Origin of the sequence: Mesoflavibacter sp. CH_XMU1422-2 (genome assembly GCF_037029245.1) — a bacterium.
In the GTDB taxonomy this organism is placed as follows: Bacteria; Bacteroidota; Bacteroidia; order Flavobacteriales; family Flavobacteriaceae; genus Mesoflavibacter; species Mesoflavibacter zeaxanthinifaciens.
This window is the reverse complement of the sequence record NZ_JAYMEE010000034.1, coordinates 149,487-172,688: the sequence shown is the minus strand read 5'-3', so window position 1 is coordinate 172,688 and position 23,202 is coordinate 149,487. Positions and strand designations below refer to the sequence as shown.

At 29.9% G+C, this 23,202-nt stretch carries 24 protein-coding genes; 4 read left to right on the top strand and 20 right to left on the bottom strand.

Annotation, left to right across the window (positions count from 1 at the left end; genetic code table 11):
* Nucleotides 1-65 precede the first annotated feature (65 nt).
* From atpA to WA340_RS04810, 15 genes are all read right to left on the bottom strand, one after another.
* Nucleotides 66-1,646 (bottom strand): F0F1 ATP synthase subunit alpha, encoded by a 1,581-nt coding sequence (gene atpA, locus WA340_RS04880; protein WP_304140965.1) that lies wholly within the window; start codon nt 1,644-1,646, stop codon nt 66-68.
* Between the two features lie 41 nt (nt 1,647-1,687).
* On the bottom strand, nt 1,688-2,224 hold the full coding sequence (atpH, locus tag WA340_RS04875; protein WP_336127613.1) for an ATP synthase F1 subunit delta: 537 nt from the start codon (nt 2,222-2,224) through the stop codon (nt 1,688-1,690).
* 7 nt (nt 2,225-2,231) lie between these two features.
* Nucleotides 2,232-2,732 (bottom strand): F0F1 ATP synthase subunit B, encoded by a 501-nt coding sequence (locus WA340_RS04870; protein ID WP_336127612.1) that lies wholly within the window; start codon nt 2,730-2,732, stop codon nt 2,232-2,234.
* Nucleotides 2,733-2,811: 79 nt separating this feature from the next.
* A complete protein-coding gene (atpE, locus tag WA340_RS04865) occupies nt 2,812-3,003 on the bottom strand; it encodes an ATP synthase F0 subunit C (protein WP_298499142.1) in 192 nt (63 codons plus the stop codon).
* Between the two features lie 32 nt (nt 3,004-3,035).
* Entirely contained in the window at nt 3,036-4,112 is a 1,077-nt protein-coding gene (gene atpB / locus WA340_RS04860; RefSeq protein ID WP_336066680.1) for a F0F1 ATP synthase subunit A, read from the bottom strand.
* A gap of 105 nt (nt 4,113-4,217) precedes the next feature.
* Nucleotides 4,218-4,613: a DUF6168 family protein gene (locus tag WA340_RS04855; protein ID WP_336066681.1), complete on the bottom strand. Its 396-nt coding sequence runs from the start codon at nt 4,611-4,613 to the stop codon at nt 4,218-4,220.
* Nucleotides 4,610-4,831 carry an AtpZ/AtpI family protein gene (locus WA340_RS04850; RefSeq protein ID WP_336066683.1) on the bottom strand — a complete coding sequence of 74 codons (222 nt, stop codon included), beginning with the start codon at nt 4,829-4,831 and terminating at the stop codon, nt 4,610-4,612. The genes WA340_RS04855 and WA340_RS04850 overlap by 4 nt, the downstream gene beginning before the upstream one ends.
* Nucleotides 4,800-5,189: a bactofilin family protein gene (locus WA340_RS04845; protein ID WP_336127611.1), complete on the bottom strand. Its 390-nt coding sequence runs from the start codon at nt 5,187-5,189 to the stop codon at nt 4,800-4,802. The genes WA340_RS04850 and WA340_RS04845 overlap by 32 nt, the downstream gene beginning before the upstream one ends.
* A 13-nt stretch (nt 5,190-5,202) precedes the next feature.
* A complete protein-coding gene (porW, locus tag WA340_RS04840) occupies nt 5,203-7,755 on the bottom strand; it encodes a type IX secretion system periplasmic lipoprotein PorW/SprE (RefSeq protein WP_336127610.1) in 2,553 nt (850 codons plus the stop codon).
* Between the two features lie 137 nt (nt 7,756-7,892).
* Nucleotides 7,893-8,600 carry an ABC transporter ATP-binding protein gene (locus WA340_RS04835; protein WP_336127608.1) on the bottom strand — a complete coding sequence of 236 codons (708 nt, stop codon included), beginning with the start codon at nt 8,598-8,600 and terminating at the stop codon, nt 7,893-7,895.
* Between the two features lie 19 nt (nt 8,601-8,619).
* Nucleotides 8,620-10,098 (bottom strand): DUF5687 family protein, encoded by a 1,479-nt coding sequence (locus tag WA340_RS04830; RefSeq protein WP_336127606.1) that lies wholly within the window; start codon nt 10,096-10,098, stop codon nt 8,620-8,622.
* A gap of 52 nt (nt 10,099-10,150) precedes the next feature.
* Nucleotides 10,151-10,840 (bottom strand): hypothetical protein, encoded by a 690-nt coding sequence (locus WA340_RS04825; RefSeq protein WP_336127604.1) that lies wholly within the window; start codon nt 10,838-10,840, stop codon nt 10,151-10,153.
* 3 nt (nt 10,841-10,843) lie between these two features.
* Nucleotides 10,844-11,566 carry a hypothetical protein gene (locus tag WA340_RS04820; RefSeq protein WP_336127602.1) on the bottom strand — a complete coding sequence of 241 codons (723 nt, stop codon included), beginning with the start codon at nt 11,564-11,566 and terminating at the stop codon, nt 10,844-10,846.
* A 3-nt stretch (nt 11,567-11,569) separates the two neighbouring features.
* Nucleotides 11,570-12,220, bottom strand: coding sequence for a hypothetical protein (locus tag WA340_RS04815; protein ID WP_336127600.1), 651 nt, complete (start codon nt 12,218-12,220; stop codon nt 11,570-11,572).
* Nucleotides 12,220-12,558 carry a PadR family transcriptional regulator gene (locus tag WA340_RS04810; protein WP_336127599.1) on the bottom strand — a complete coding sequence of 113 codons (339 nt, stop codon included), beginning with the start codon at nt 12,556-12,558 and terminating at the stop codon, nt 12,220-12,222. The genes WA340_RS04815 and WA340_RS04810 overlap by 1 nt, the downstream gene beginning before the upstream one ends.
* A gap of 111 nt (nt 12,559-12,669) precedes the next feature.
* Between WA340_RS04810 and WA340_RS04805 the strand changes: the two genes are divergently transcribed.
* Nucleotides 12,670-13,728 (top strand): ferredoxin--NADP reductase, encoded by a 1,059-nt coding sequence (locus WA340_RS04805; protein ID WP_336127598.1) that lies wholly within the window; start codon nt 12,670-12,672, stop codon nt 13,726-13,728.
* A 187-nt stretch (nt 13,729-13,915) separates the two neighbouring features.
* Here WA340_RS04805 and WA340_RS04800 read toward each other — a convergent pair whose 3' ends face one another.
* Both WA340_RS04800 and WA340_RS04795 read right to left on the bottom strand, forming a co-directional pair.
* On the bottom strand, nt 13,916-14,932 hold the full coding sequence (locus WA340_RS04800; protein WP_336127597.1) for a glycosyltransferase family 9 protein: 1,017 nt from the start codon (nt 14,930-14,932) through the stop codon (nt 13,916-13,918).
* A 23-nt stretch (nt 14,933-14,955) separates the two neighbouring features.
* On the bottom strand, nt 14,956-15,564 hold the full coding sequence (locus WA340_RS04795; RefSeq protein ID WP_027879290.1) for a DUF4254 domain-containing protein: 609 nt from the start codon (nt 15,562-15,564) through the stop codon (nt 14,956-14,958).
* Nucleotides 15,565-15,675: 111 nt separating this feature from the next.
* Between WA340_RS04795 and upp the strand changes: the two genes are divergently transcribed.
* Nucleotides 15,676-16,335: a uracil phosphoribosyltransferase gene (gene upp, locus WA340_RS04790; RefSeq protein WP_336127595.1), complete on the top strand. Its 660-nt coding sequence runs from the start codon at nt 15,676-15,678 to the stop codon at nt 16,333-16,335.
* Here upp and WA340_RS04785 read toward each other — a convergent pair.
* Nucleotides 16,324-17,247: a DUF6427 family protein gene (locus WA340_RS04785; protein WP_336127593.1), complete on the bottom strand. Its 924-nt coding sequence runs from the start codon at nt 17,245-17,247 to the stop codon at nt 16,324-16,326. The genes upp and WA340_RS04785 overlap by 12 nt on opposite strands.
* A 38-nt stretch (nt 17,248-17,285) precedes the next feature.
* Between WA340_RS04785 and WA340_RS04780 the strand changes: the two genes are divergently transcribed.
* Nucleotides 17,286-17,513, top strand: coding sequence for a DUF6341 family protein (locus WA340_RS04780; RefSeq protein ID WP_336127591.1), 228 nt, complete (start codon nt 17,286-17,288; stop codon nt 17,511-17,513).
* On the opposite strand, the gene purD is transcribed toward WA340_RS04780, so the two are convergent.
* On the bottom strand, nt 17,508-18,782 hold the full coding sequence (purD, locus tag WA340_RS04775; protein WP_336127590.1) for a phosphoribosylamine--glycine ligase: 1,275 nt from the start codon (nt 18,780-18,782) through the stop codon (nt 17,508-17,510). The two genes, WA340_RS04780 and purD, sit on opposite strands and share 6 nt — an antisense overlap.
* A gap of 287 nt (nt 18,783-19,069) precedes the next feature.
* Here purD and WA340_RS04770 point away from each other — a divergent pair, with 287 nt between their 5' ends.
* Nucleotides 19,070-20,377 carry a phenylacetate--CoA ligase family protein gene (locus WA340_RS04770; protein WP_336127589.1) on the top strand — a complete coding sequence of 436 codons (1,308 nt, stop codon included), beginning with the start codon at nt 19,070-19,072 and terminating at the stop codon, nt 20,375-20,377.
* Between the two features lie 138 nt (nt 20,378-20,515).
* Here WA340_RS04770 and WA340_RS04765 read toward each other — a convergent pair whose 3' ends face one another.
* Nucleotides 20,516-23,185, bottom strand: coding sequence for a hypothetical protein (locus WA340_RS04765; RefSeq protein WP_336127588.1), 2,670 nt, complete (start codon nt 23,183-23,185; stop codon nt 20,516-20,518).
* Nucleotides 23,186-23,202 lie beyond the last annotated feature (17 nt).

The window sequence follows — 23,202 nt, the reverse complement described above, 5'->3', positions numbered from 1 at the left end:
ATTAGTATTGAGTATTCAGTAGTGAGAAAACTTTCTATCTCACTACTCAATACTAAAATCTATTATTATGCTTTATATTTAGCTGAAAGGTCTTTTGCTACTGCAGATAATGTATCTGTAACCTCATCAGTTAATTTTCCTGCTTTTAAAGTATCTAATACACCTCTGTGTTTAGCATTTAAGAACTCGATGTAATCTCTTTCAAATTCTTTTACTTTTTCAACAGGTACATCTCTTAATAAGTTTTTAGAACCAGCGTAGATAATTGCTACTTGGTCTTCTACTGTATAAGGATCGTTTTGTGCTTGCTTTAAGATTTCTACGTTACGCTTACCTTTTTCAATTACATTTAACGTTGCAGCATCTAAGTCTGAACCAAATTTAGCAAATGCTTCAAGCTCACGGAACTGTGCTTGGTCTAACTTTAATGTACCAGCTACTTTCTTCATTGACTTAATTTGCGCAGATCCACCTACACGTGATACCGAGATACCTACGTTAATTGCTGGACGTACACCAGAGTTAAATAAGTCTGACTCTAAGAAAATCTGACCGTCCGTAATAGAAATTACGTTAGTTGGAATATATGCAGAAACGTCTCCAGCTTGTGTTTCGATAATTGGTAAAGCTGTTAAAGATCCACCACCTTTTACTACTGGTTTTAACGATTCTGGTAAATCGTTCATGTTTTTAGCAATATCATCATCTGCAATTACTTTTGCAGCACGCTCTAATAATCTAGAGTGAAGGTAGAAAACGTCTCCTGGATACGCCTCACGTCCTGGTGGACGACGTAATAATAATGATACCTCACGGTAAGCAACTGCTTGTTTTGATAAATCATCAAATACAATTAAAGCTGGTCTACCAGTATCTCTAAAATACTCACCTATTGCAGCACCGGTAAATGGCGCGTAAACTTGCATTGCAGCAGGATCTGATGCATTTGCAGCTACAATAGTAGTATAAGCTAAAGCTCCTTTTTCTTCTAAAGTTTTAGCAATGTTTGCAACTGTAGACGCTTTTTGTCCTACTGCTACATATATACAATACACAGGCTCTCCTGCATCGTAAAATTCTTTTTGATTTAAGATGGTATCAATACAAACTGTTGTTTTACCAGTTTGACGGTCACCAATTACAAGCTCACGTTGCCCACGTCCTACAGGAATCATGGCATCTACAGATTTAATACCTGTTTGTAATGGCTCGTTTACTGGCTGACGGTAAATAACACCTGGCGCTTTACGCTCTAATGGCATTTCGTAAGTATCACCAGCGATAGGTCCTTTACCATCAATTGGATTTCCTAATGTATCTACTACACGACCAACAATACCTTCACCTACTTTAACAGAAGCAATACGGTTAGTACGTTTTACTGTAGAACCTTCTTTTACTCCAGTTGATCCTCCTAATAATACAATACCTACGTTGTCTTCTTCAAGGTTTAGTACAATACCTTCTAATCCTCCTTCAAATTCTACTAACTCTCCGTATTGAGCATTTGATAATCCGTAAGCACGTACAATACCATCTCCTACTGTTAATACTGTTCCAACTTCGTCTAATGAAGCACTTGCTTCAAAACCAGATAGTTGTTGTTTTAAGATTGCTGATACTTCAGCTGGTTTTACTTCTGCCATCTTATTTAGATATTAGATGTTAGATTTAAATCTAACTATATTTAATTTATTGTAAATTCTCTTTTTAATTTGTTTAGTTGGTTAGCAATACTTGCGTTGTATTGTGTATCTCCAACTCTTAAGATGAAACCTCCTAAAATGTTTTCATCTACTATATTTGTTATTGCTGCCTCTTTACCTGTAAGTTCTTTTACTTTTGCTAGTACTTTTTCTTCTAACTCTTTAGTTAAAGGTACTGCTGTAGTTACTTCTGCAATTTGATTTCCTTTTTGTTGTTCAAAAAGTGTTACAAAACTAGAAGCTACTTCTGGTAATAGAGATGTACGCTTGTTAGCAATAAGTACATCTATTAAATTAACTGTTGCTTTGTTAGCGTTTTTAAAGATTTCTAACAATGCTGCTTTTTTAACAGATGAACGTATTACAGGACTGTAAAGCATATCTTTTAAATCTTTACTCTCAGCAACAGTACTTTTTATTAGCTCCATATCTGTATTTACAGCATCTGCTGTATTACTTTCTGTAGCTAAACTTAATACTGCTTTTGCGTAACGTATTGCTGCTCTTTCTCCTGCCATTTTTTGACTAGTTTAATTTAGCGTCTCCTAACATAGACTCTACTAATTGTACTTGCTTGTCTTTGTTAGATAATTCTTGACGTACAACTTTTTCTGCTATCTCTAAAGATAATCCTGCTACTTGACCTTTTAGCTCAGCCATAGCAGATTTCTTTTCGCTTTCTATTGCTGCTTGAGCTTGCTCTATAATTGTATTAGCTTGCTCTTGTGCTTCTGTTTTAGCGTCTTCAATCATTTTTGTTTTTAACTCGCGTGCTTCTTTTAACATTGCTTCACGTTCTGCACGTGCTTCTTTTAATAACTTATCGTTATCTGCTTGAAGGTTTTGCATTTCTAACTTAGCATTTTCTGCTGCATCTAATGCATTTTGGATACCTTCTTCTCTTTTTTCTACTGCATCAAGAATTGGCTTCCATGCAAACTTTCTTAAAAGTAAGACTAATCCAACAAATAATACTAGTTGCCAGAAAAATAGTCCAATTGAAAACTCGTTAATTAACTTGTCCATTTATATCTATAGTTTTTTAATAAATATTTTTTAGTTTAAAAAACAGCTTTAACCAACCGTTAAAGCTGTTTTTATGTTTTTAAGCTGCGAATAACGCTGCGAATCCAATACCTTCAATAAGTGCTGCTGCAATAAGCATAGCAGTTTGGATTTTTCCTGAAGCTTCTGGTTGACGTGCAATAGCATCCATTGCTTGTCCACCGATTCTACCAATACCTAAACCAGCACCGATAACGATCAAACCAGCTCCTACGAAATTTAAACCTGTCATAATATATATATTAAAAATTAAACATTCTTATTTTAGTGGTCGTGGTGTTCTTCTACCGCAGAACCAAAGTATAGTGCAGATAACATTGTAAAAATATACGCTTGTAATGCTGCAACTAATAATTCTAATAATGATAAAGCAAATGCTAAACCAAATGATAATGAACTACCTAACCAGTTTTTAAATATAAACATTAAACCTATGATACTCATTAATACGATGTGTCCTGCGGTAATATTTGCATAAAGACGAATCATTAATGAAAAAGGTTTAATAATTGTTCCTAATAATTCTATTGGTGCTAAAATAATTTTCATTGGAACTGGCACACCAGGCATCCAGAAAATATGTCCCCAATAATTTTTATTAGCTGTAAATGTTGTTAAAAGATAAGTAATTAAAGCTAACGCTAAAGTTACTGCTATGTTATTTGTAACGTTTACTCCTAAAGGCGTTAATCCTAATAAATTTATAATCCAAACAAAGAAAAATACAGTTAATAGATATGGCATATACCTTTTGTATTTCTTTTTTCCAATATTTGGAAGTGCTATATCATCTCTAATGTAAAGTATAATTGGCTCTAAAAATCTACCCATACCTTTTGGCATGCTTCCCGTTTTATATTTTTTAGCCATACGACTAAACATAAAAAACATTAATAAGCCTACAATAAAAATTGTAAATACGTTTTTAGTGATCGAAAAATCTAAAGGCTTAGTATTTGTTGGATGATCGTGATCGTCTAAGTTAATTGTTCCTTCTGCATCGGTTTTGTAAATTTTACCGTGAAAAGATTTGTAGTAGTTACCATTAACTTCTGCTACAGCTTCTCCATGATGTAATTTTGATGAAGAAAACACCTGTAAACCATTATCCCAAAGAATTACAGGTAACGGAAATCCAATATATTTATGCTCTCCACTATCTGTTGTATATGACGTCAAGCTAAAATCATGAGAGTCAAGTAAGTGATGATTAATGTATTCTTTAATTTCAGTTTTTATACTTTTATCTACGTGCTCTTCAGTATATTCTTGAGCAAAAGAAAAAGATGATACAAAAAGTAATAGTAAACTAATTGTTTTTATAGAAATAATATTTTGCATATCACTTATTATAAATAGTGGCTTAAAAATCGGTGCAAAGGTATGCTTTTATATCAAAATCAAAAAACAAAATTTAATATTATTTAATAGGCTTATAATTAGGCTTTAATATTTATCTAAATTATTTAAAAATTTGGCTAAAATTATACACTCTATCGTTAGGCAAATTGCATACGGAATAAAGAAGGTAAAAAACTCAGGCTTAGTCATATCACCATCCATTTTATATGATGGATAAAAAAGAAGAAAAAAGAATACAAACTTTAATAAACTAGCTGCCATAAATATAAAACCTAATTGGTCTTTTAGTTTCTTTTTTAAAAGAAATAAAAGCACAATTACGCCACAGGCTAATAAATAATTTATGATGTATGAATAAATAATTTGTCTACTTGTAATTTCGGTATCAATATTTTTGTTGATATAAACATGTATTACAAAAAATACCAAAGCAACGAGACTTAGCTTTAGACAATTATTTATTATCCATTTAAGTGTCAAGGATTAAGTTTTTTGATTTGCCTTAAAGTTGCATAAAGAGAAATAGCTACTCCTGCTAAAGTACATATTATTAAAAAGGTTTTACCTGATTCTGTATATTTAGAGTCTAACCACTTACCAAGTAAAACAAACAAATAAATAGTCACACCCATTTGTATTGCAATACCCGTTAATGCAGCAAGTTGCTTAAGCTGTTTTTTGGGTTTTTGAGGTTCCATTTATATCTTTTACAGAAGATTTCATCTCACAAGTTACGTTAAATGTAGCTCCTGGTTCTACAGCTAATTTTTCGGTAATAACGTCGCCTTCAATATGCGCTGTAGACTTTAATGTTAATGTGCCGCTAAGCTCTAAAGTTCCAGTAAGTTTTCCTTCAAAATAAGCATTACTACATGATAGTTTTCCAGAGATTTCGCCGTCTTTTCCTACTACAACTTTTCCTGGTGTTTGTATGTTTCCTTCAATAATTCCATCTACACGTAAGTCGCCTTCACTAAAAAAATCGCCTACAATTTTTGTTCTTTTTGCTATTATATTTTGGATAGAAATATGTTCTTGATTTTTGCTCTTCTTCATAATTTAGGGGAGATTATTGATTTGCTATATATGTATCTAAGTTTTTATGTATTTGGATAATCTGGTAATTTTCTTGCGAAATCCCAAAAAATGGTCTATCTATTTTCTTTTTATCCTCTTCTTCTACAATATTAGCAAACCCTTTTGCACCATCTATACTTTTTATACCATGTACTACTAGAAATGTTTTGTCTTTATTATAAACATCTACAGAGGTTGATAAATCGTAGTAAGATATTTTTTCTATCACTTTATCTAGTGTTTCTTTAAATTCTTTCATTTCTTCAGATTGACTACTTTCAAACTGGTATACTACTTTAAAGTTTTTAGATACATCATTTGGCACAAATATTTGTTTACTTAAAGACTGTAAGCTATTAATTAGATTTTGTGCTTTTATACCTTCTTCTGTGTTAGCATAATCTAATGCTATTTGGTTTAAGGCATCCATGTAAGCTGTGTAACCATTTAATCTACCGTTTGCTGTTGCTTTTAGTAATTCAAATTTTGGCACAATTGGATCGCCGTCAAAGTAGTTTATATATTGGTCACTATCTTCTATAACAGATTGATATTGTTGCTCTTCAAGTTTTTTATAGGTTTGCTCGTAAAGATTTTCTGGGCTTCTTTCATTGTCTGCAACTGCTTGATTTGGATTCTGTAAAATAAAGGCATATCTAGAATCTGGATAATTACTTATTATATCTTGCTTAGTAATTTCAGCTTCATTTGTTTGTCCTAAAATTTCATAGATTTTATACAGATTATATTTTGAAGGTAATATTAAACGTTCTTCTGGAGCACTTTTTAAAAGCGTTTTAAATTTAGTTTTTGAAAGCTCGTATTCTTTAAATTTCTCTTTATAAATTAAACCTAATTGATAGTAAGCATAGTTTCTATCTTTCATTATACTATCAATTTCTTTATCTGTGCTTGGTAATTGTTTTAAATAATAATCTGGAGAGAATTTTTCGTTTTCAGAACTATTTTCTCCTGCAGAAGCAATTGCGTCTTGATTAGCAAATCCACTTCTACCGTTTGTTGACCAACGCCAATTATCTTCATTACTTCTTTCTCCCCAAAGTTGATCAAATTGGTTTTTACCGTAAGCTACAGTTTCTTGATTATAAAAATAGAAACTTGCTGCGTTACCTGCTGGCGAAGCACCACGTGGTGGACCAAAACCGCTTTTAGTATCTGGAGTATTTTGTTGAAAATCTTTTATGCGCTTTTCGGTTTCTAAACGCTCTTGCTCTTCTTCGGCTTTAGCTTTTAATTTATCTGTATATTCTACAAAAAACTGTTCTCTTTCTGCTATTGGCATAGCAACTAACTTTAAAATACTATCGTTAGTTTCTGCAATACCTTCGTAAAAGATAACATCTTCTAAATTTTCGTTTTTCTTTTTAATTACACGGTATGGTTTACTGTTTTCTACCATATTGATTAAAGTACTGTCGTAATAGGCACCAGCTAGTTTATACTCTGTATTGTCAAAATAGTAATTACCTAAAGTTTCGTAGTTTTTGGCTACTAAAATTTTGTCTTTAGAGTTGGTGCGAAGTGATTTATTGTAATATGCTATTGCTAAAGAATCGAATTTATTTTCTAAATGAAACTCGGCAATTTGATAATAAATTTTATCTAAAAACGGACGGTTTTCACGATTTTCTTCAAGCTTAGTTAGATGTTCTAAAAATTCAATTTTATTACCGTTTTCATAATCGAAATTTTTAGCTTTTTCCACTTCAGCAGCAATAAGATATTGACGTGGTATTTTTCTGTTTAAATCAATAACCTCATCAAAAGCTATGTTTGCGCTATCTTTATCTTCTAAAGCATTGTAAAGCTGACCTTTTATAAAGTTGAAACGACCTTTTTCTTCATTCTTTTTTGTAGCTTTAGACGCTGTTTTTATATGCACAATTGCACTATCTAACTGCTCTAAATTAATATAAGCTTGTGCCAAAGTAGATGTGGCATCTGCAAGTTGTTGGTCTTCTAGATCTTCTTGTTCTAATAGGCGTTTAAGGTTTTCAATAGCAATTTCGTTATTTTCTAATCGCATATTGGTTTTTTCTCGCCATACTTTTGCTGTGTTGATTTTATCAGAATCGCCATAACTTGATAAAATTTTATTAAAAGCGTTTAAGGCTGGTACAAAACGTTGGTCAAAATAACGGGCTTGACCCAATAGCAAATAAGCTTCATCTATTTGTGGATTGTGCTCTTTACCTTGAATATTCATACCGTGTTTTTGAACGGCTTTTACTGCTTTTTCTTCAGCTTTTGTAAAATCAGAATTTTTGGATTGACCTGGTAAAACAACTTCATCTGTAACTTGCATACGCTCTACAGGAAGTATTTCCCAATAATTATCAAAATAAGTGGCATTAAGACTATTACGTCCTTGCTCTAACGCGTTGTAACCGTTAAATAACGTATTATATTCTGCGGTTACTGCGTGAAAATTACGACTTATAAAACTGTCTTTTTTACGAGAGCAGCTGGTAATTGTTAGTACTATAACCGTAAAGGCTAAACTTATTTTAAATGCTAATTTCAATGCGGTTGTATTTTGTGTAATACATAACTGTTTACATGCAATTTTATTATATTTTTTGCATGTAAGAGCGTAAAAATAAGCATCTTTTTTTAAATAACTTAACGCATATCAATTTACAGAGAAAAAACTATAAAATATTACACTTCTGATATGCCCGAAAAATGCGCTTCTAATTCTTTTAAAGTCGCCTCGCTAGTTTTAATATCTTTTACAACTTGACCTTTATCTAAAACCACAATACGCTCGCAAACATCAGTAACGTGTAATAAATCGTGACTTGACACTAAAACAGTAACACCTTGTTTTTCGGCTAAATCTTTAATGATTTGTTTTAATCTAATTTGTGTTGTTGGGTCTAAGTTTGCAAAAGGTTCATCAAGAATAATGACTTCTGGATTACCTATTAATGCAGCAACAATTCCGGCTTTTTTCTGGTTTCCTTTACTTAAATCGCGTAAATATTTTTTCTGGTTTAAGATTTCACCATGAAAAAAATCTTCAAACTGTGCCAATAAGTTGTCTACGTCTTGTTTGTTTTGCCCACGTAAATCACCAATAAAATAAAAATATTCTTCTGGTGTCAAGTAACCAATTAAGAAGCTTTCGTCTATAAATGCAGAGGTAAATGGTTTCCAATCTTCACTTTCGCTAACAATAACGCCATTATTTTCTATCTGTCCTGTTGTTGGTTTTATTAAATCAAGAAGTAAACTAAAATAAGTTGTTTTACCTGCTCCGTTGTTTCCTACTAATCCAAAACTTTGTCCTTTTGGGATTTCTAAAGTTGAAATATTTAAAACTTCTTTACTATTATATTTTTTTGAAAGGTTTGTTGTCTTTATCATGATTAAAAGTGAATTAAGGTTAGCTGTCTTGACTAAATGCGTCTATCATTTTATATTTAGAGTCTAGGTATTTTTGTGTAATTAGTTTCATTAATTTTTGATGAAACACAATACCTAATAAACCTAAAAAGGCTAGTGCAAATAGACCGACTTGAAAATTGATAAAAAATGAAGTCAAGCCAAATATTGCTGCAGGTAAAATCATTAAAGGAATACCAATAATCCATTGTACTGCACCAGTACCTTGATAGTTAAATGCTGCACGTTGGTTTAAGTCTATTTTTTTGCGATTAAAGCTTCCGCCAAGCATAATTACATAACTATTAACACCAATGTTATAAATGGCTGCTGCAAAATGTGCTGCTAAAATTTTCCAACCAAAATACACATACGGAATACTAAGTACAAACATGATAATTACGCTTAAAATCATTAGCGTGTATTTAGATTTTAGGTATTGCTCGTATTTAATGTTTTGGCTCATTAACATTTTGTAGTAACCGCTATCCCAAGCAGGAATAAACTGCCCAAAATTGATTAAAAAAATACCTGTTACAAAAATACCTACAAAACCAAATATCATTGGCGAATCTTGAAATTGAGGATTAGGGTAAAAGAATAATCCATATAGTAAGCCAATAACTAAAATAAATACCGAAGATTTTGGTCTTTTATTACGCCATATTAAACGTAAGTCTAATTGCATAAAAGGTGCAATGTCCCCAAAGTTTTTTGTCCAGCCAAGGTTAGAAGCATTAACTTCTTTTATTTTAGTTTTTAAAGAATGGTCTAAATACAGTTTTTGTCTTAAAATCTTAAAATTAAACCAATAACAAACACCTAAGATAGCGACTAATATTAATAGATATATTGGGTTATTAGCTATAGCTAAAATGGATGCAGATAGTAATCCTGAAATATCTAAGATCTCAAAATAGTTTAAAGCAAATAATCCTCCAGCAACTACAATAATTGGTAGGTAAGATAATTCGGTTTCTGACGAGATACTTTCAATAATAAAATTTAAAAAATTACTGATTAACGATATCAAAACCATTGCTACTAACCATGTTAACACCATAGATTTTGAATATCCTTTTGACATTAAGACTATGCTAAAAGGTATTGTTGCAAAAAGCGGTAAAAAGTTAATAAACGCTAAAGTTGATTTACCCAAAACATAGTTAACCACTGTGTTTCTTTTAACAGGAAGCGTTAGCAAAGGTTTTACACTCATTACTGGTAATTTCTGAAAGAAAAAACGAATAAGAAGCTCCATTAAAACCCAGTAAAAAATAACTTGATTTACAATAATAAAAGGATCTTGATCTGGAAATGCTTTTTTTAAACCAGGATATAGTCCAACACCTAACGCTAAAAATGTAACAATAAAATAAAGCGCAAAAAAGCCCATTAAAATTTTTAGGGCTAAGCTTTTTCCGAAACTAGCAGAACGAAAAAATTGTTTCCACTCTAAACTTATAAACTTGCTTATCATAGATTAATATTTTGGTTTGGTTTATGTATTGGTAGCTAAGTTTATAGATTTGTTACAAACTAAATTCAGGATAGGTTGTTTTTAACAACTCTTCTGCTTTATCTGGTATAACTCTAAAGCTTATATAATTAACTAAATATAAGAGTGTAAAAATTGCTGCAGTTAATAAAACTAATTTGGTATTAGATATAAAAACATCACTCCACGTTGAGACATTATAAAATTGAGATAAAAAAATTATACCAATACTTCCTGCTTGTTTAAAAATAAGCTCTTCTAACAACCATTTTTTACTAGATATCTCTTTTCTTTTTCTAAACTCTCTATTAAGCTGTATACTTCTAAATAATGTCCAAATTGCTAATACACCAAATATTATAAAGAAAAAATATTTAGCATAACTTGTTTGAAGTAGTGTAAAAAAGGTAACAAATAAAGTTGCGGTTATTATTATTTTTGGGATAGAAAACCATTGTTTAAGTTCTGATAATAAATATTTGTAATAACGTTTATTCATTGCTTTTTGGCGTTGCTCTACCACATCCATAAAACCAAAAACACCAAACTTTTTAAAAGATTGGTCTCTTGCTTCTTCAAAAGACAGCTTAGGGTTTTCTTGCCAAATAGATTCTATATCATTAGCTAAATGGTCTACAAGCTCGGTTTGTAAATCGTAATGATATACATAATGATTTCTTGTAAAGGCGTATAAATCTTGTAATTGTGATGGTGTAACTTTCAAAATCTAATTTGTTAATTTAGAAAAAATATTTTTGTATTTATTATAATATTTAAAGTAAGTGTTTGTACTAGACCTCATGATAGGGTAAAGTAATATTGCTGTTATAAATAGTATATAATATGGTTTATTATCTTGGTCTTTATTAAGCATTACAAACAACTGAAAAACCATATTATATAAACTCCATGCCAACATTATAATACCAGAAGACATTGTAATATTTAAAGACCGTTTTGAAACCTTATCCTTTATTGAGTGTAAAGCGCTAAAAAATAATGGTAACATTAGTAGTCCTAAAACCAATGTACTTGACACTTTAGGATAAAAATTAAAACCATAGTAACTAATAATGCCAAAAGCTGTAAACTCTAATAAAAACTTAGGCGTAAACATTAAATTTTTCAATTCTTGCCAATGTGCTTTTCTTAGTTTTCGGCCTATACTTTTCTGTTTTTGTCTTTCAAATTTTTTAAAGCCATTATTATCTGCATACAATCCTTCTTTTAAAAGTTTACCATGATAAATCCCGTAAACCTCTGTACTATTTCCAAAACTTTGATGCACTTCTAATAAAGCTTCGTTAAATGAAATTCCTTCTTCTTCTATTTTTTCTTCTACTGCAGATGCAATATGATCTAATAGTTCTACACGTACATCCCAATACTTAACCTTAGATTTGATTAAGTAATTGTCTATATATTGTATTTCTTCTTTTGTAAGCTTCATTTATTAAATAAGATTTAGTCTATTACTGTAATATTGAAAGTTTTTAATAGTTATACTAATAAAATTAAACCACGTTACAATAAAGAACACTAATAATCCTAAATACAGGTAATCTTTATTATCATTTGTTACAAAACTCATACAAATATCAATAAAAGCACTTTTTGCGAAGTAAGTTAAAAGTAACATTGCAAGAAATAACTGCTCTATTGCTATAAATCTTGTTTTAGTTTTTGTATTACTATATAACCATAAAACAAAAACTAAAAGCGTTGTGAAAAACCAAAGCATAATAAAAACATCTTCATTTAAATATGTAACAATGTGTTCTTTAAAGAATAAACCTAAGCCCAATAAAACACAGGTTAAAAAAATAGATTTTAAAGTTAAAAATGATCTCAAAAGCTTTAATGTTAATTTGTTAAGCGTTTTACTTTTAAATGATTTATAATTGTTTAATAATGAGGCCTTATTATTAACCATGTAATCTTTAAATATGTAATAAAAATCTCTTTCATCTCCATTTTTCATAGAGTTTTCTATATCTGAGGCTATATGGTCTACCATTTCTAACCTAACATCTGCATAAACCACATCTGAGTTATCTAAATAAGTGTCTATAAACTGTATGTCTTCTTTAGTTAACTTCTTCATTACTCTAAACCAAATTTTGGATTAACTAAAATCTGCATGGTTTTTATATACTCTTGTAATTCATTTAGTTTATTAACCGTTTCTTTGTTTCCTTTTTCTGTAAGTTTATAGTATTTACGCAAACGATTATCAACTTTTTTTATCTCAACTTCCAACAAACCATCTGCTTCTAATTTATGAAGCGCAGGGTATAATGCGCCTTCTGTAATTTTAAGCTCTCCTTTTGTAATTTCTTTTACTTTTTGGGTAATTTCATATCCATACATTTTATCACTTTCATTTAAAAGCTTTAAAATAATTGTAGTTAAACTACCTTTATATAATTTAGAATTTGCCATGATTCAAATATACATAATTTTCTTATGCATAATAAACTTAGGTATTAATTTTTTATAAAACAGACCACTTTCCGTTTAGGCTTCATTATTTTTGCATTAAAATTTAAAACTATGTCTCAATTTCATACACTAAATATTAAAGATATTACACGTCAAACAGATCAATGTGTATCTATAACTTTTGATGTACCAGACCATTTAAAAGAAGATTACAAATTTAAAGCAGGACAATACATTACTTTAAAAACAGATATAGATGGTAAAGAAGTAAGACGCGATTACTCTTTGTGTACTTCTCCGTCAAGCGGAAATCTAACCGTTGCGGTTAAAGAAGTAGAAAATGGAACATTTTCTAAATATGCTAATCAAGTTTTAAAAGTTGGTGACACTTTAGACGTTGCGCAACCACAAGGTCGTTTTACCTTTACACCTGACACTTCAAAAACTAGAACCATAGCTGCATTTGCTGCAGGTAGCGGTATTACACCGGTTTTAAGTATTTTAAAAACAGTTTTAGAAGAAGAACCAAACAGTAAATTTGTCTTAGTTTATGGTAACAAGACATTAAAAGACACTATCTTTTTAAACGACCTTTTAGATATTCAAAATAAATATAGCGACCGATTAACTATCCAGTTTTTATACAGTCAATCTCAAGAAAAAGATGCGCTATTTGGTCGTATTGAAAAAAGCACAGTCAACTTTATTGTTAAGAATAAATACAAAGATGTAAATATTGACGCATTTTACCTTTGCGGACCAGAAGGTATGATTAATACCGTAAAAGATGTGTTAGCAGAAAATAACATAGAAGATAGTAAAGTCTTTTTTGAATTATTTACAACAACTTCTTCAGTCTCTGTAGAAGATTTAGAAGAAGTCACTGACGGCACAACATCTATAACCGTAATTGTTGATGACGAAGAAAAAACATTTACAATGTCACAACAACAATCTGTTTTAGAAGCTGCTTTAGAGCAGGATTTGGATGCTCCTTATTCTTGCCAAGGTGGTATTTGTAGCAGTTGTTTAGCAAGAGTCAAAGAAGGTAAAGCTACAATGAGACAAAACAATATTTTAACCGATAATGAAGTTGCCGAAGGATTAGTCTTAACATGCCAAGCACATCCTGTATCTTCAAAAATTATTGTTGATTATGATGATATTTAAGCGCTTTGTCGGTTTTTATTGTGTTTTATCGAACAATTCAAATCGTTGGATATCATTTTAAAGTTCTTAAACAAATCACTATAAATTAGCTAAAGATTAGAATGCTACAAATGTGTTAGTTTAAGGGATAATATTAATATGAATTAGTAGTAAAATCTAAAAAGCCTCAAGAAATTGAGGCTTTTTTTTATGCTTTTAAAATAGATTGAATTTTTTCTATAACTTCTTCTGAAGCAATACTTCCTGCAACATCCTTATAGTCTTCTGGGTATTTATTACCATAAATTGAGGTAGGAATTTTAGTAAATGTATTTCTATCTGGTAATAAATGATAATCTGATGGTTGATTAAACGCTGAAAAACCAGCATAAGGATGAGTTACGCCCCAAATTGTCAATACTTTTACTCCAAACATAGCTGCTAAATGAGCATTACCAGAATCCATAGCAACCATTAAATCTAAATTTGAAATTAAATCTAATTCGTCTTCAAAATTTAGTAATCCTGCAACATTTACAACATTTTTTGAACTTGACAATTCACTTAATTGTTGCTGTTCTGCTTTAGCTCCAAATAAAAATATATTGTATTGCTCTTCTAAAGCATTTACAACGTTTTTCATTTGTGACAAAGGGTATATTTTTGAAGGATATTGAGCAAATGGTGCAATACCTATCCATTGTTTTTTTGATGGTTGTACTTGCTCTATAATTAACTTAGGAAGCGTTTTTCTTTCAGGAAACCTTGGGTTTGATAAATCTAAAGAATAGCCTAATTTTTTAAACACGTCGGCGTATCTTTCATGGGTTGTTTTTAAGGGTTTAAAACTGTCACCATTTATCAATGCCTTCTTCTCTGCTCTACCTTTATCGATTTGTACAAACGTCTTTCCGAAAAAAAATAACTTTAAAATTTTGGTACGTAAAACGTTGTGTAAATCGGCAACTTTATCAATATTTAGCGCTTTTAGTTCTTTGTATAATTTATACAACCCAAAAACACCTTTATGCTTTTGCTTTTCGTCAAAAATAAAAACCGAAGTATTTGGTAGATTTTTAAAAAAAGGCGCAAAAAAAGGTCTAGTTAACACCGTTAACTTGACCTTTGGATGTTGTTGTGTAAATGCTCTCAACACAGGAACTGTCATAGCAACGTCACCCATTGCAGATAGACGTATAACTAAAATGTGTTGTGTTGTTTGCATTTCAACTTATAATTAAATTGAAATTATTTCTGATTTCTTAATACAGGATTAAGCTCATCATCGTTATACATTTTCATCTGCTTATACACTTTCATGTATTTATCACCTTTAGAAATATCGTCTAAAAGTGTATCTATTGCAGTACTTAAATCTACACGTTGCTCTAATAATACGTCTAGTTTTTTCTGGCAAGCTTCTTTGTGTGCATCCGTAGCATCTTCACGAGTTGCTTCTTCGTGCATGTGATAGATTTTTAATGCTAAGATTGATAATCTATCTATTCCCCAAGCTGGACTTTCTGTATTAATAGTTGCATCTGCTTTAGGTGTAACGTCTTTATATTTTTCTAAAAAATAACTATCAATATACTCTACCATATCCGTTCTATCTTGGTTAGAGGCATCGATTTGTCTTTTTAATTTTAAAGCTGCGACAGGATCTATTTGTGGATCTCTAATTATATCTTCATAATGCCATTGTACGGTATCAATCCAACATTTACGGTATAATAAGTGTTCTAAAAGGTTAGATTTTTTGTCATAAGGGTTTGTAAACGGTTGATCTACGGTATTGATAACGTGGTATTTTTCTATAACGTCTTGAAAAATTTTATTGGCTTTGTCTGTAAACATATTTTGTAATTTAAGACTGTAAAATTACGCATTTTAAAAATAAAAATGAGTCATACCTTAAAAGGCTTTACAAATAATAATAAATTTGTAATTCACATTAATAATTAAGTCATGATTGTTCATAATTTATCTGAAGAAAACTCTATCCTAAATCAATTTATAGCCGAACTTAGAGACGTTTCTGTTCAAAAAGACAGTATGCGTTTTAGACGAAATATTGAACGTATAGGTGAAATTTTAAGTTATGAAATGAGCAAAACCTTAGAGTTTTCTTCTAAAAAAATAACAACACCTTTAGCCGAAATGGAAGTTAAAACTCATGACAACAATATTGTTTTATGCTCTGTTTTACGTGCTGGCGTACCTTTACATAACGGATTACTTAATTATTTTGATGCTTCTGAAAATGCTTTTATTTCTGCATACAGACATCATTTAGATAACCCAGAATCTTTTGAAATTGTTGTTGAATATTTAGCCTGTCCTGATTTAAATAACAAAACATTAATCCTGGCAGATCCAATGCTAGCAACTGGACAATCTCTAGTTGCAACTTATAAAGCTTTACAACCTTTTGGAACACCAAAAAACTTACACATTTTTGCCGTTATTGGAGCTAAAGAAGGCGTTGAGTATTTAGAAAAACATCTACCTAAAGATGCCCATTTATGGATTGCTACTGTAGATGATAAACTAAATGATAAAGGCTATATTGTACCAGGTTTAGGAGATGCTGGCGACTTAGCTTTTGGAGAAAAACTACAAAACTAACAGCACAATTGGCGCTATGATTAGTAGTGCTAAAAATGAGTTTTTAAACCAATTGTCTGTAATCGTTTCAATGTAATTCATAATAATTACAGATAAAGGCGCGAATAAAAACAACATCTCACTACCGTTTTTATTTGGTGTAATTATAGCAATTGCAGTCGCTAACATACAAGCAACAAACATAATTTTATATGATGGTCTGTAACTTCTCATTTTCTTTTTTATATCTGCTAAATAAAACACAGAAGACCATAAACCAAAAGACAATAAGATTGTTATTGCACCAATGAGTTGAAACGAATTGTATGCTGTATAATTAAAGCTGAAGGCTACTTTCTGAGGAAAAATTGAAAAAATATCACCATAAAATATTACTGAAACTGCAGTCAAAATGACAACTAAAGTTGCTAAACCTAACACCGGAATAAAATAATATTTTGCTTTAGATTCAGAAAAAAACAATAGTGAAATTATGATTAACGGAAAGAATAATATGGACCAAAAATAAAACACACTTGCTAGTCCAATTAAAAATCCAGAATCGAATAATTTTTTAATAATTTCTTTTTTAGATCTAATGCTTATCATTCGGCGTAAAGCCATCAAAATAAACATATTAGAAACTATAATTTCATAAGATATAAATGTTTGTGGTACAGCTAAAACAAATAAAGCAAACACTAAAAGTTCTATATTACTTTGTTGTGATAGACCATTTTTTAAAACAATAAAGTGAAGCACTAATACTGAAAAAAATACTATTAAAAACATGCTTATTTTAGTACCTAAACCATAATTTACCGATAGGCCGTGTGCATACTTAAATTCCAATATTAAAAGTGAAGCAAGTAGCACACAAAACACTATTAAAAAATTAATTGGTTTGGATTTACTAAAAATTGTTGTAATCATTAACTCTTTTTGTATTTTTGCTGTATAAATATACAATCATGAAAGATTTTTTTTACGCAATACAAGATTTATTTGTTAACGTTTTATTTGCTCCATTAGACGCTTTAAGAGAATTAGAGTTAGAAAACTGGTGGGCAGCAAACATAATGAACTGGTTATTTGTGATCATTGGTTTTGTTGCATTTGTTTATTGGATGGGACAATTAAAAAAGTTTAATAACAACAACGAAGAAGATAAAAGTATTTCGTCTCATTCTTATTTATAAGTCGAAACCAATATCTTTTCTATAATACATCTTATCAAACTTTAGATTATTTTCTATAGTTTGGTAAGATTTTTTTATGGCCTCTTGGTACGTATCTCCATAACTAGTTACCGCCATAACACGTCCGCCAGACGTTACTATTTTACCATCTTTTTCTTGTGCTCCAGCATGAAATAAAATAGAATCTGTTGGTTTTTCTACTCCAAAAATTTCTTTTCCTTTTTCGTAAGCTTCAGGATATCCGCCAGACACTAACATGATTGTTGTTGCAGCTCTTTGATCTACTTCTAAAGTAACTTTATCTAATGTTTGATTTGCTATAGCATCCATTAAAACAACAAAGTCGTTTTTAAGTCTTGGTAGTACAACTTCTGTTTCTGGATCGCCCATACGCACGTTATATTCAATTACTTTTGGATCGTCACCAACTTTTATTAAGCCAATAAACACAAACCCTTTGTATGGTAAATTATCTTTTTGTAAACCTTCAATAGTTGGTTTTACAATTTGGTTTTCTATTTTATCTAAAAACGCTTGATCTGCAAAAGGTACTGGAGATACTGCTCCCATTCCGCCAGTGTTTAAACCTGTATCGCCTTCGCCAATACGCTTGTAATCTTTTGCTGTTGGAAGTATTTTATAGTTTTTACCATCGGTTAACACAAAACAACTTAATTCTATTCCGTCTAAAAACTCTTCGATAACTACTTTGGTACTCGCATCACCAAATTTAGCGTCTACAAGCATACTTTTTAGTTCGGCTTTAGCTTCATCTAAATCATTTAAAATCACAACACCTTTACCAGCTGCTAATCCGTCTGCTTTTAATACATACGGCGGATTTAAAGTCTCTAAAAACGCATAACCGTCTTCTACATTTTGCGCGTTAAAACTTTGGTATGCTGCAGTAGGAATATTGTGTCTAAATAAAAATTCTTTTGCAAACTCTTTACTACCTTCTAAGGTTGCTGCTGCTTTTTGAGGTCCGATTACAGCGACGTTTTTAAGTTCTTCGTCTGCTAAAAAGTAGTCATGAACACCTTGCACTAAAGGATCTTCTGGTCCAACAATAACCATTTCTATATTGTTGTTTAGTACTACGTCTTTTATTGCAGGAAAATCGGTTACCGAAACTGGTACATTTTTAGCAATTTTTGCTGTTCCAGAGTTTCCTGGTGCTACAAAAAGATTACCACATTTTTCGCTTTGCGCTAATTTCCAAGTTATTGTATGTTCTCTTCCGCCAGAGCCTAGTACTAAAATATTCATGAGTTGTTTGTTGTGTTGTTTGGCACAAAAATAATTATTTAAAAGAATTCTGTTAGGATTTAATCAGATAGTTTTAATATTTAAATTCGCTTTCAATTTGTAATTGAAATTTATCAAATATTGTCTATTTGAGTAATTTTGAAATATGAGAAATTGTATCGAGATCTATTTTAGTTAAAATTCTTGTTTTCGATACAAATTTTCACTCTTTCTAATCGTGAAAATTCACTCAAACTGACGAATTTCATTATAAAGTGTAATATATTTACAATATAAAATTCAACCTTTTGAAACGATTTGAATGGTCTTTACGTCTTAAAGGTTTCCCGATAAAGGAAGCTAAAAAAACCTTGCGCTTAATTGAAAGTTATGACGAGAAAGCGTATGCTAATTTTTTAAGCAGACAATTGCGAAGTATTGTGCAATTTCATTTAGAAAACACGCCATTTTATCAAGAGTTATGCAACGGTATTGACTCTAATAATTGGAACGAATTACCTGTCTTAACCAAAGCTAATTTACAGCAACCTTTAAAAGATCGTTTGTCTAACAAATACACCGAAAAAACGGTACATCAACATAAAACTTCTGGCTCTTCGGGTACGCCTTTTAGCTTTGCCAAAGACAACTTTGCACATGCGATGACTTGGGCTACGTTTATGCAACGTTATGCTTGGTATGATATTGATTTAAACACGTCTAAACAAGCGCGTTTTTATGGCATTCCGCTAGATAAAAAAAGCTATTACAAAGAGCGTTTAAAAGATTGGTTGGGTAATCGTTTTCGGTTTTCAGTGTTTGATTTAAGTGATGCTGCTTTAGAAACTGTATTGAAAAAGTTTAAGCATACTAAATTTGATTACATTAACGGTTATACCAGTAGTATTGTACAATTTGCGAAGTTTTTAGAGCAAAAAAATATCATTTTAAAAGAGGTTTGCCCAACGTTAAACGTATGTATTGTAACCTCTGAAATGCTTTTTGAAGCCGACAAAAAATTACTTGAAAGACAATTTAATATTCCAATTGTTAACGAATATGGCGCTGCAGAATTAGGTTTAATCGCTTTCCAAAATAAAGACAACCAATGGTTAGTTAATAGCAACCATTTATATGTTGAAATTTTAGACGAAAATAACCAATCTTTACCTTACGGAAACACAGGAAAAGTAGTAATTACAGATTTGTTTAATCGTGCGCATCCATTTATACGTTACGAGCTAGGTGACATTGGACGTTTATCTAAAGCTAGCACCTTACAACAACCCATTTTAGAACAATTAACAGGAAGAACTAGTGACATTATTAAATTGCCTAGCGGAAAAATGGCAGCAGGATTGACATTTTATTACGTCACTAAAACCGTGATGGATACAAAAGCCAACGTTAAAGAATTTGTCATAGAACAGACACAATTAGACATGTTTTTAATTAGTTATGTTGCTGAAAACGAATTAACCAATGATCAAAAACAAGCAGTACAACTTGCGGTTGATAAATACTTAGAACCAAATCTTAAGCTAGTTTTTGAGCAAAAAGAGGTATTACAACGTCAAAACAGTGGAAAGTTGAAGCAGTTTGTTAGTAGGCTATAACGAAAATTTCTTGCTAAACAATAATTGTCTAGGTCTAAGTCTAAAATTTGATTCTTTATTGTTAAAATTATCAATATTAATTGTTTTATTACTTTTAGTATTAAAAATCATAATTTGTTAGATTAGAATTCTAAACTCTTAGAAAGAATATGTAAAATTTACTAAAAAATATCTTTTTAATAAATTAATACGAAAGGAATTATTCGAAATATCTGTCGTATTTTCTTGAATAAAATAGTTTTGATTTAACAAATTAATCCCAGATATATTTAACATCCAATTTTTATTTTTGGGCTTAAAAATTATTTCAGAATTTAAGAACGAGAAATTGTTAATTTTATTCTTAAGTGAAGGAACGAAATAATCATAAGAAATTGTACCTGAAATTTCTTTATAAGGTTTAAAAATTAATTTTAAATTATTCTCTATGGACTTATTAAGAAATGTACTTGTATTCTTATTTTCTTGTAAAATATACGTAGTCTTATTCTCTAAATTAATGGGTAAATTAAATGCTGTTTTAAGAAAAAAACTATTAGAAGAAAAAACACTTTTATTGTTTCTTAATCCAGAATTATTTACTATGTTTTTAGAGTTAAAAATTGAATAGTTAGAACTAAGTTTTACGTTGGTTTTTAAAAAGGTTATTAATTTTGAAAAATTTAAATTAATAGCAATATTTTCTGTATTTTCTGGGAGAAAGAAATTTTCGATTTCTGTTGTGTTTTCAGTAATTGATACGTTATTAAAAATGTTCCCTTTTTGTTTAGTGTAACTTGCTCCTAAATATAATTCTAACTGATTAAATAGGTCGTTTTTTGAAAAAAAAAGATTTATAGTTTTGTTTTTTTGCAACGATATATTTGGTATGTTTTTTTTTACTAATCTATTATCAATTAATATTTGATTAGTAAAAAAATACTGTAAAGATGAAGTATTTCTGTTTAAACCTGAAGTTAAATTAAAATAAGAAGTTCTATCAACTTTATATGCTATGGTAATTGAAGGCTCAAAAACTAAATTGTGAGATTTTGATGAAGAGAATTCTTGTTCTAAAATTTGATCTATATATTTTAAAGAATAATTTGGTGTTATCGTAAATTTGCCTAAACGCCAATTATAAGAACCATTAGTATAAAATACATTCTTTTTATAATCCAAATTATTTGTACTATCTTCTATAGTTACTATTTGCGTGTTATTTTGACTGAACAAATTAGAGTTGAAGGATTCGTTATTTAATTTAAATCCAAAATCAATACTATATTTATTATTCTTTATTCCTTTACCAAGAAAAAGAGCTTTTAAAGACGTATTTTGCTTTTTGTTATTATTATTTTGAACATCATACCCGAAATCTAAGTCATTTAAAGTTGATGGTTGAATATTAAAGTTTTGACCTAAAATGTTTGTTGTATTTGTGATTTTAATTTGTAAGGCTTCTTTTTTTGATATTTTTTTAGTGTAATCAAGATTCTGTTTTAAAAACGTATTAGTTGATTCTAAATATGATCTAAAATCATTTTCTTGATTTGATAAGATAGAAGCGTTTGTATCAATAGATTCATCTCTTAAACTTAAATTATATTCGAGTAAAGAAGTTTCAGAAGTATTAAATTTTAATTCTATATCACCTCGATATTGAATAGGTTTTTTTTCAATTAAATTATTATCAAATGTGTTAAACTCTTGATTATTAATCCTAATGTTACTCTCAGAGAGTTGATCACTCCTAATTCTGTCAGAAATAAAATATAGATTAATTTTTGTTTTAATTTTTTCTGAAAATGTAAAAATACTATTTAAGTTTCCAAAAAATTGATTATTAATATTTGAAAGATTATTTTTTGTTACCAGAGGCAGGTATAATTCTGGTATAATTTGCTTAGCTAAATATTGGTTTTCTTTTAATTGTTCTAAATTAAATTGATTGCCTGAGTAGTTAAAAGGAGAAGAATTTTCACCAACGTTATTGTATGTGGTTATTAAAAATGATTTATGTTTTTTATTAATAGCTAATAGATTACTGGATAAATTTATAGGTGTTTTATTTACATCAGGAAAATCTCCAAACCCTATATCTGTAGTTACTGATAAATCAGTTTTATTTTCTTTTATCTTTAAATTTAATATTACTTTATCACTATTTTCAATACCCTTTAATAGCTTGTTTTCTGAATAATTCTCTATAGCTTCAATCTCTTTTACTAAATCAATATTAATATTCTTAGTACCTATACTGTAATTGTAATCAAATAAGTTGTCTCCCTCAATAGTAACAGTTTCAATACTTTTACCTCTATATTTAATTATGTTATTATCATCGCTAATTTCAATTCCAGGTAGTTTTTTTAATAAGTCCTCTACTTTTCTTTCTGTACCATCTTTATAAGATTCTACATTATAAACTACTGTGTCATTCTTTATTGAAAACGGTCTTTTTCTACTTTCTAAAAAAACTTCCTCAAGTTTTTCTACTTCTTCCTTTAATAGAATGATGTCAAAATTTATATTTTTTTTTAATTCAATAGCTTTGATAAGCTTTTCATATTTTTTATAACCAATAGCAGTGACTTCTAATAAAAGACCATTAGTACTATATTTTTTTTTAAGTTTATAATTAAAGATGCCTTTTTGGGCTATTACAAATTCGCTTACGTCCTCTTTTTTATTAGGATCCTTTATTAATATATTGGCTTTAATAGGATTGCCTTTACTGTCAGATACCGTTCCACTTATTGTTTGAGCATAACTATAATTTAGAAAAAAAAATAAGAGATAAATAAGTTTAGTTGTGCAGTTATTCAAAATTGAAAAAATCAATA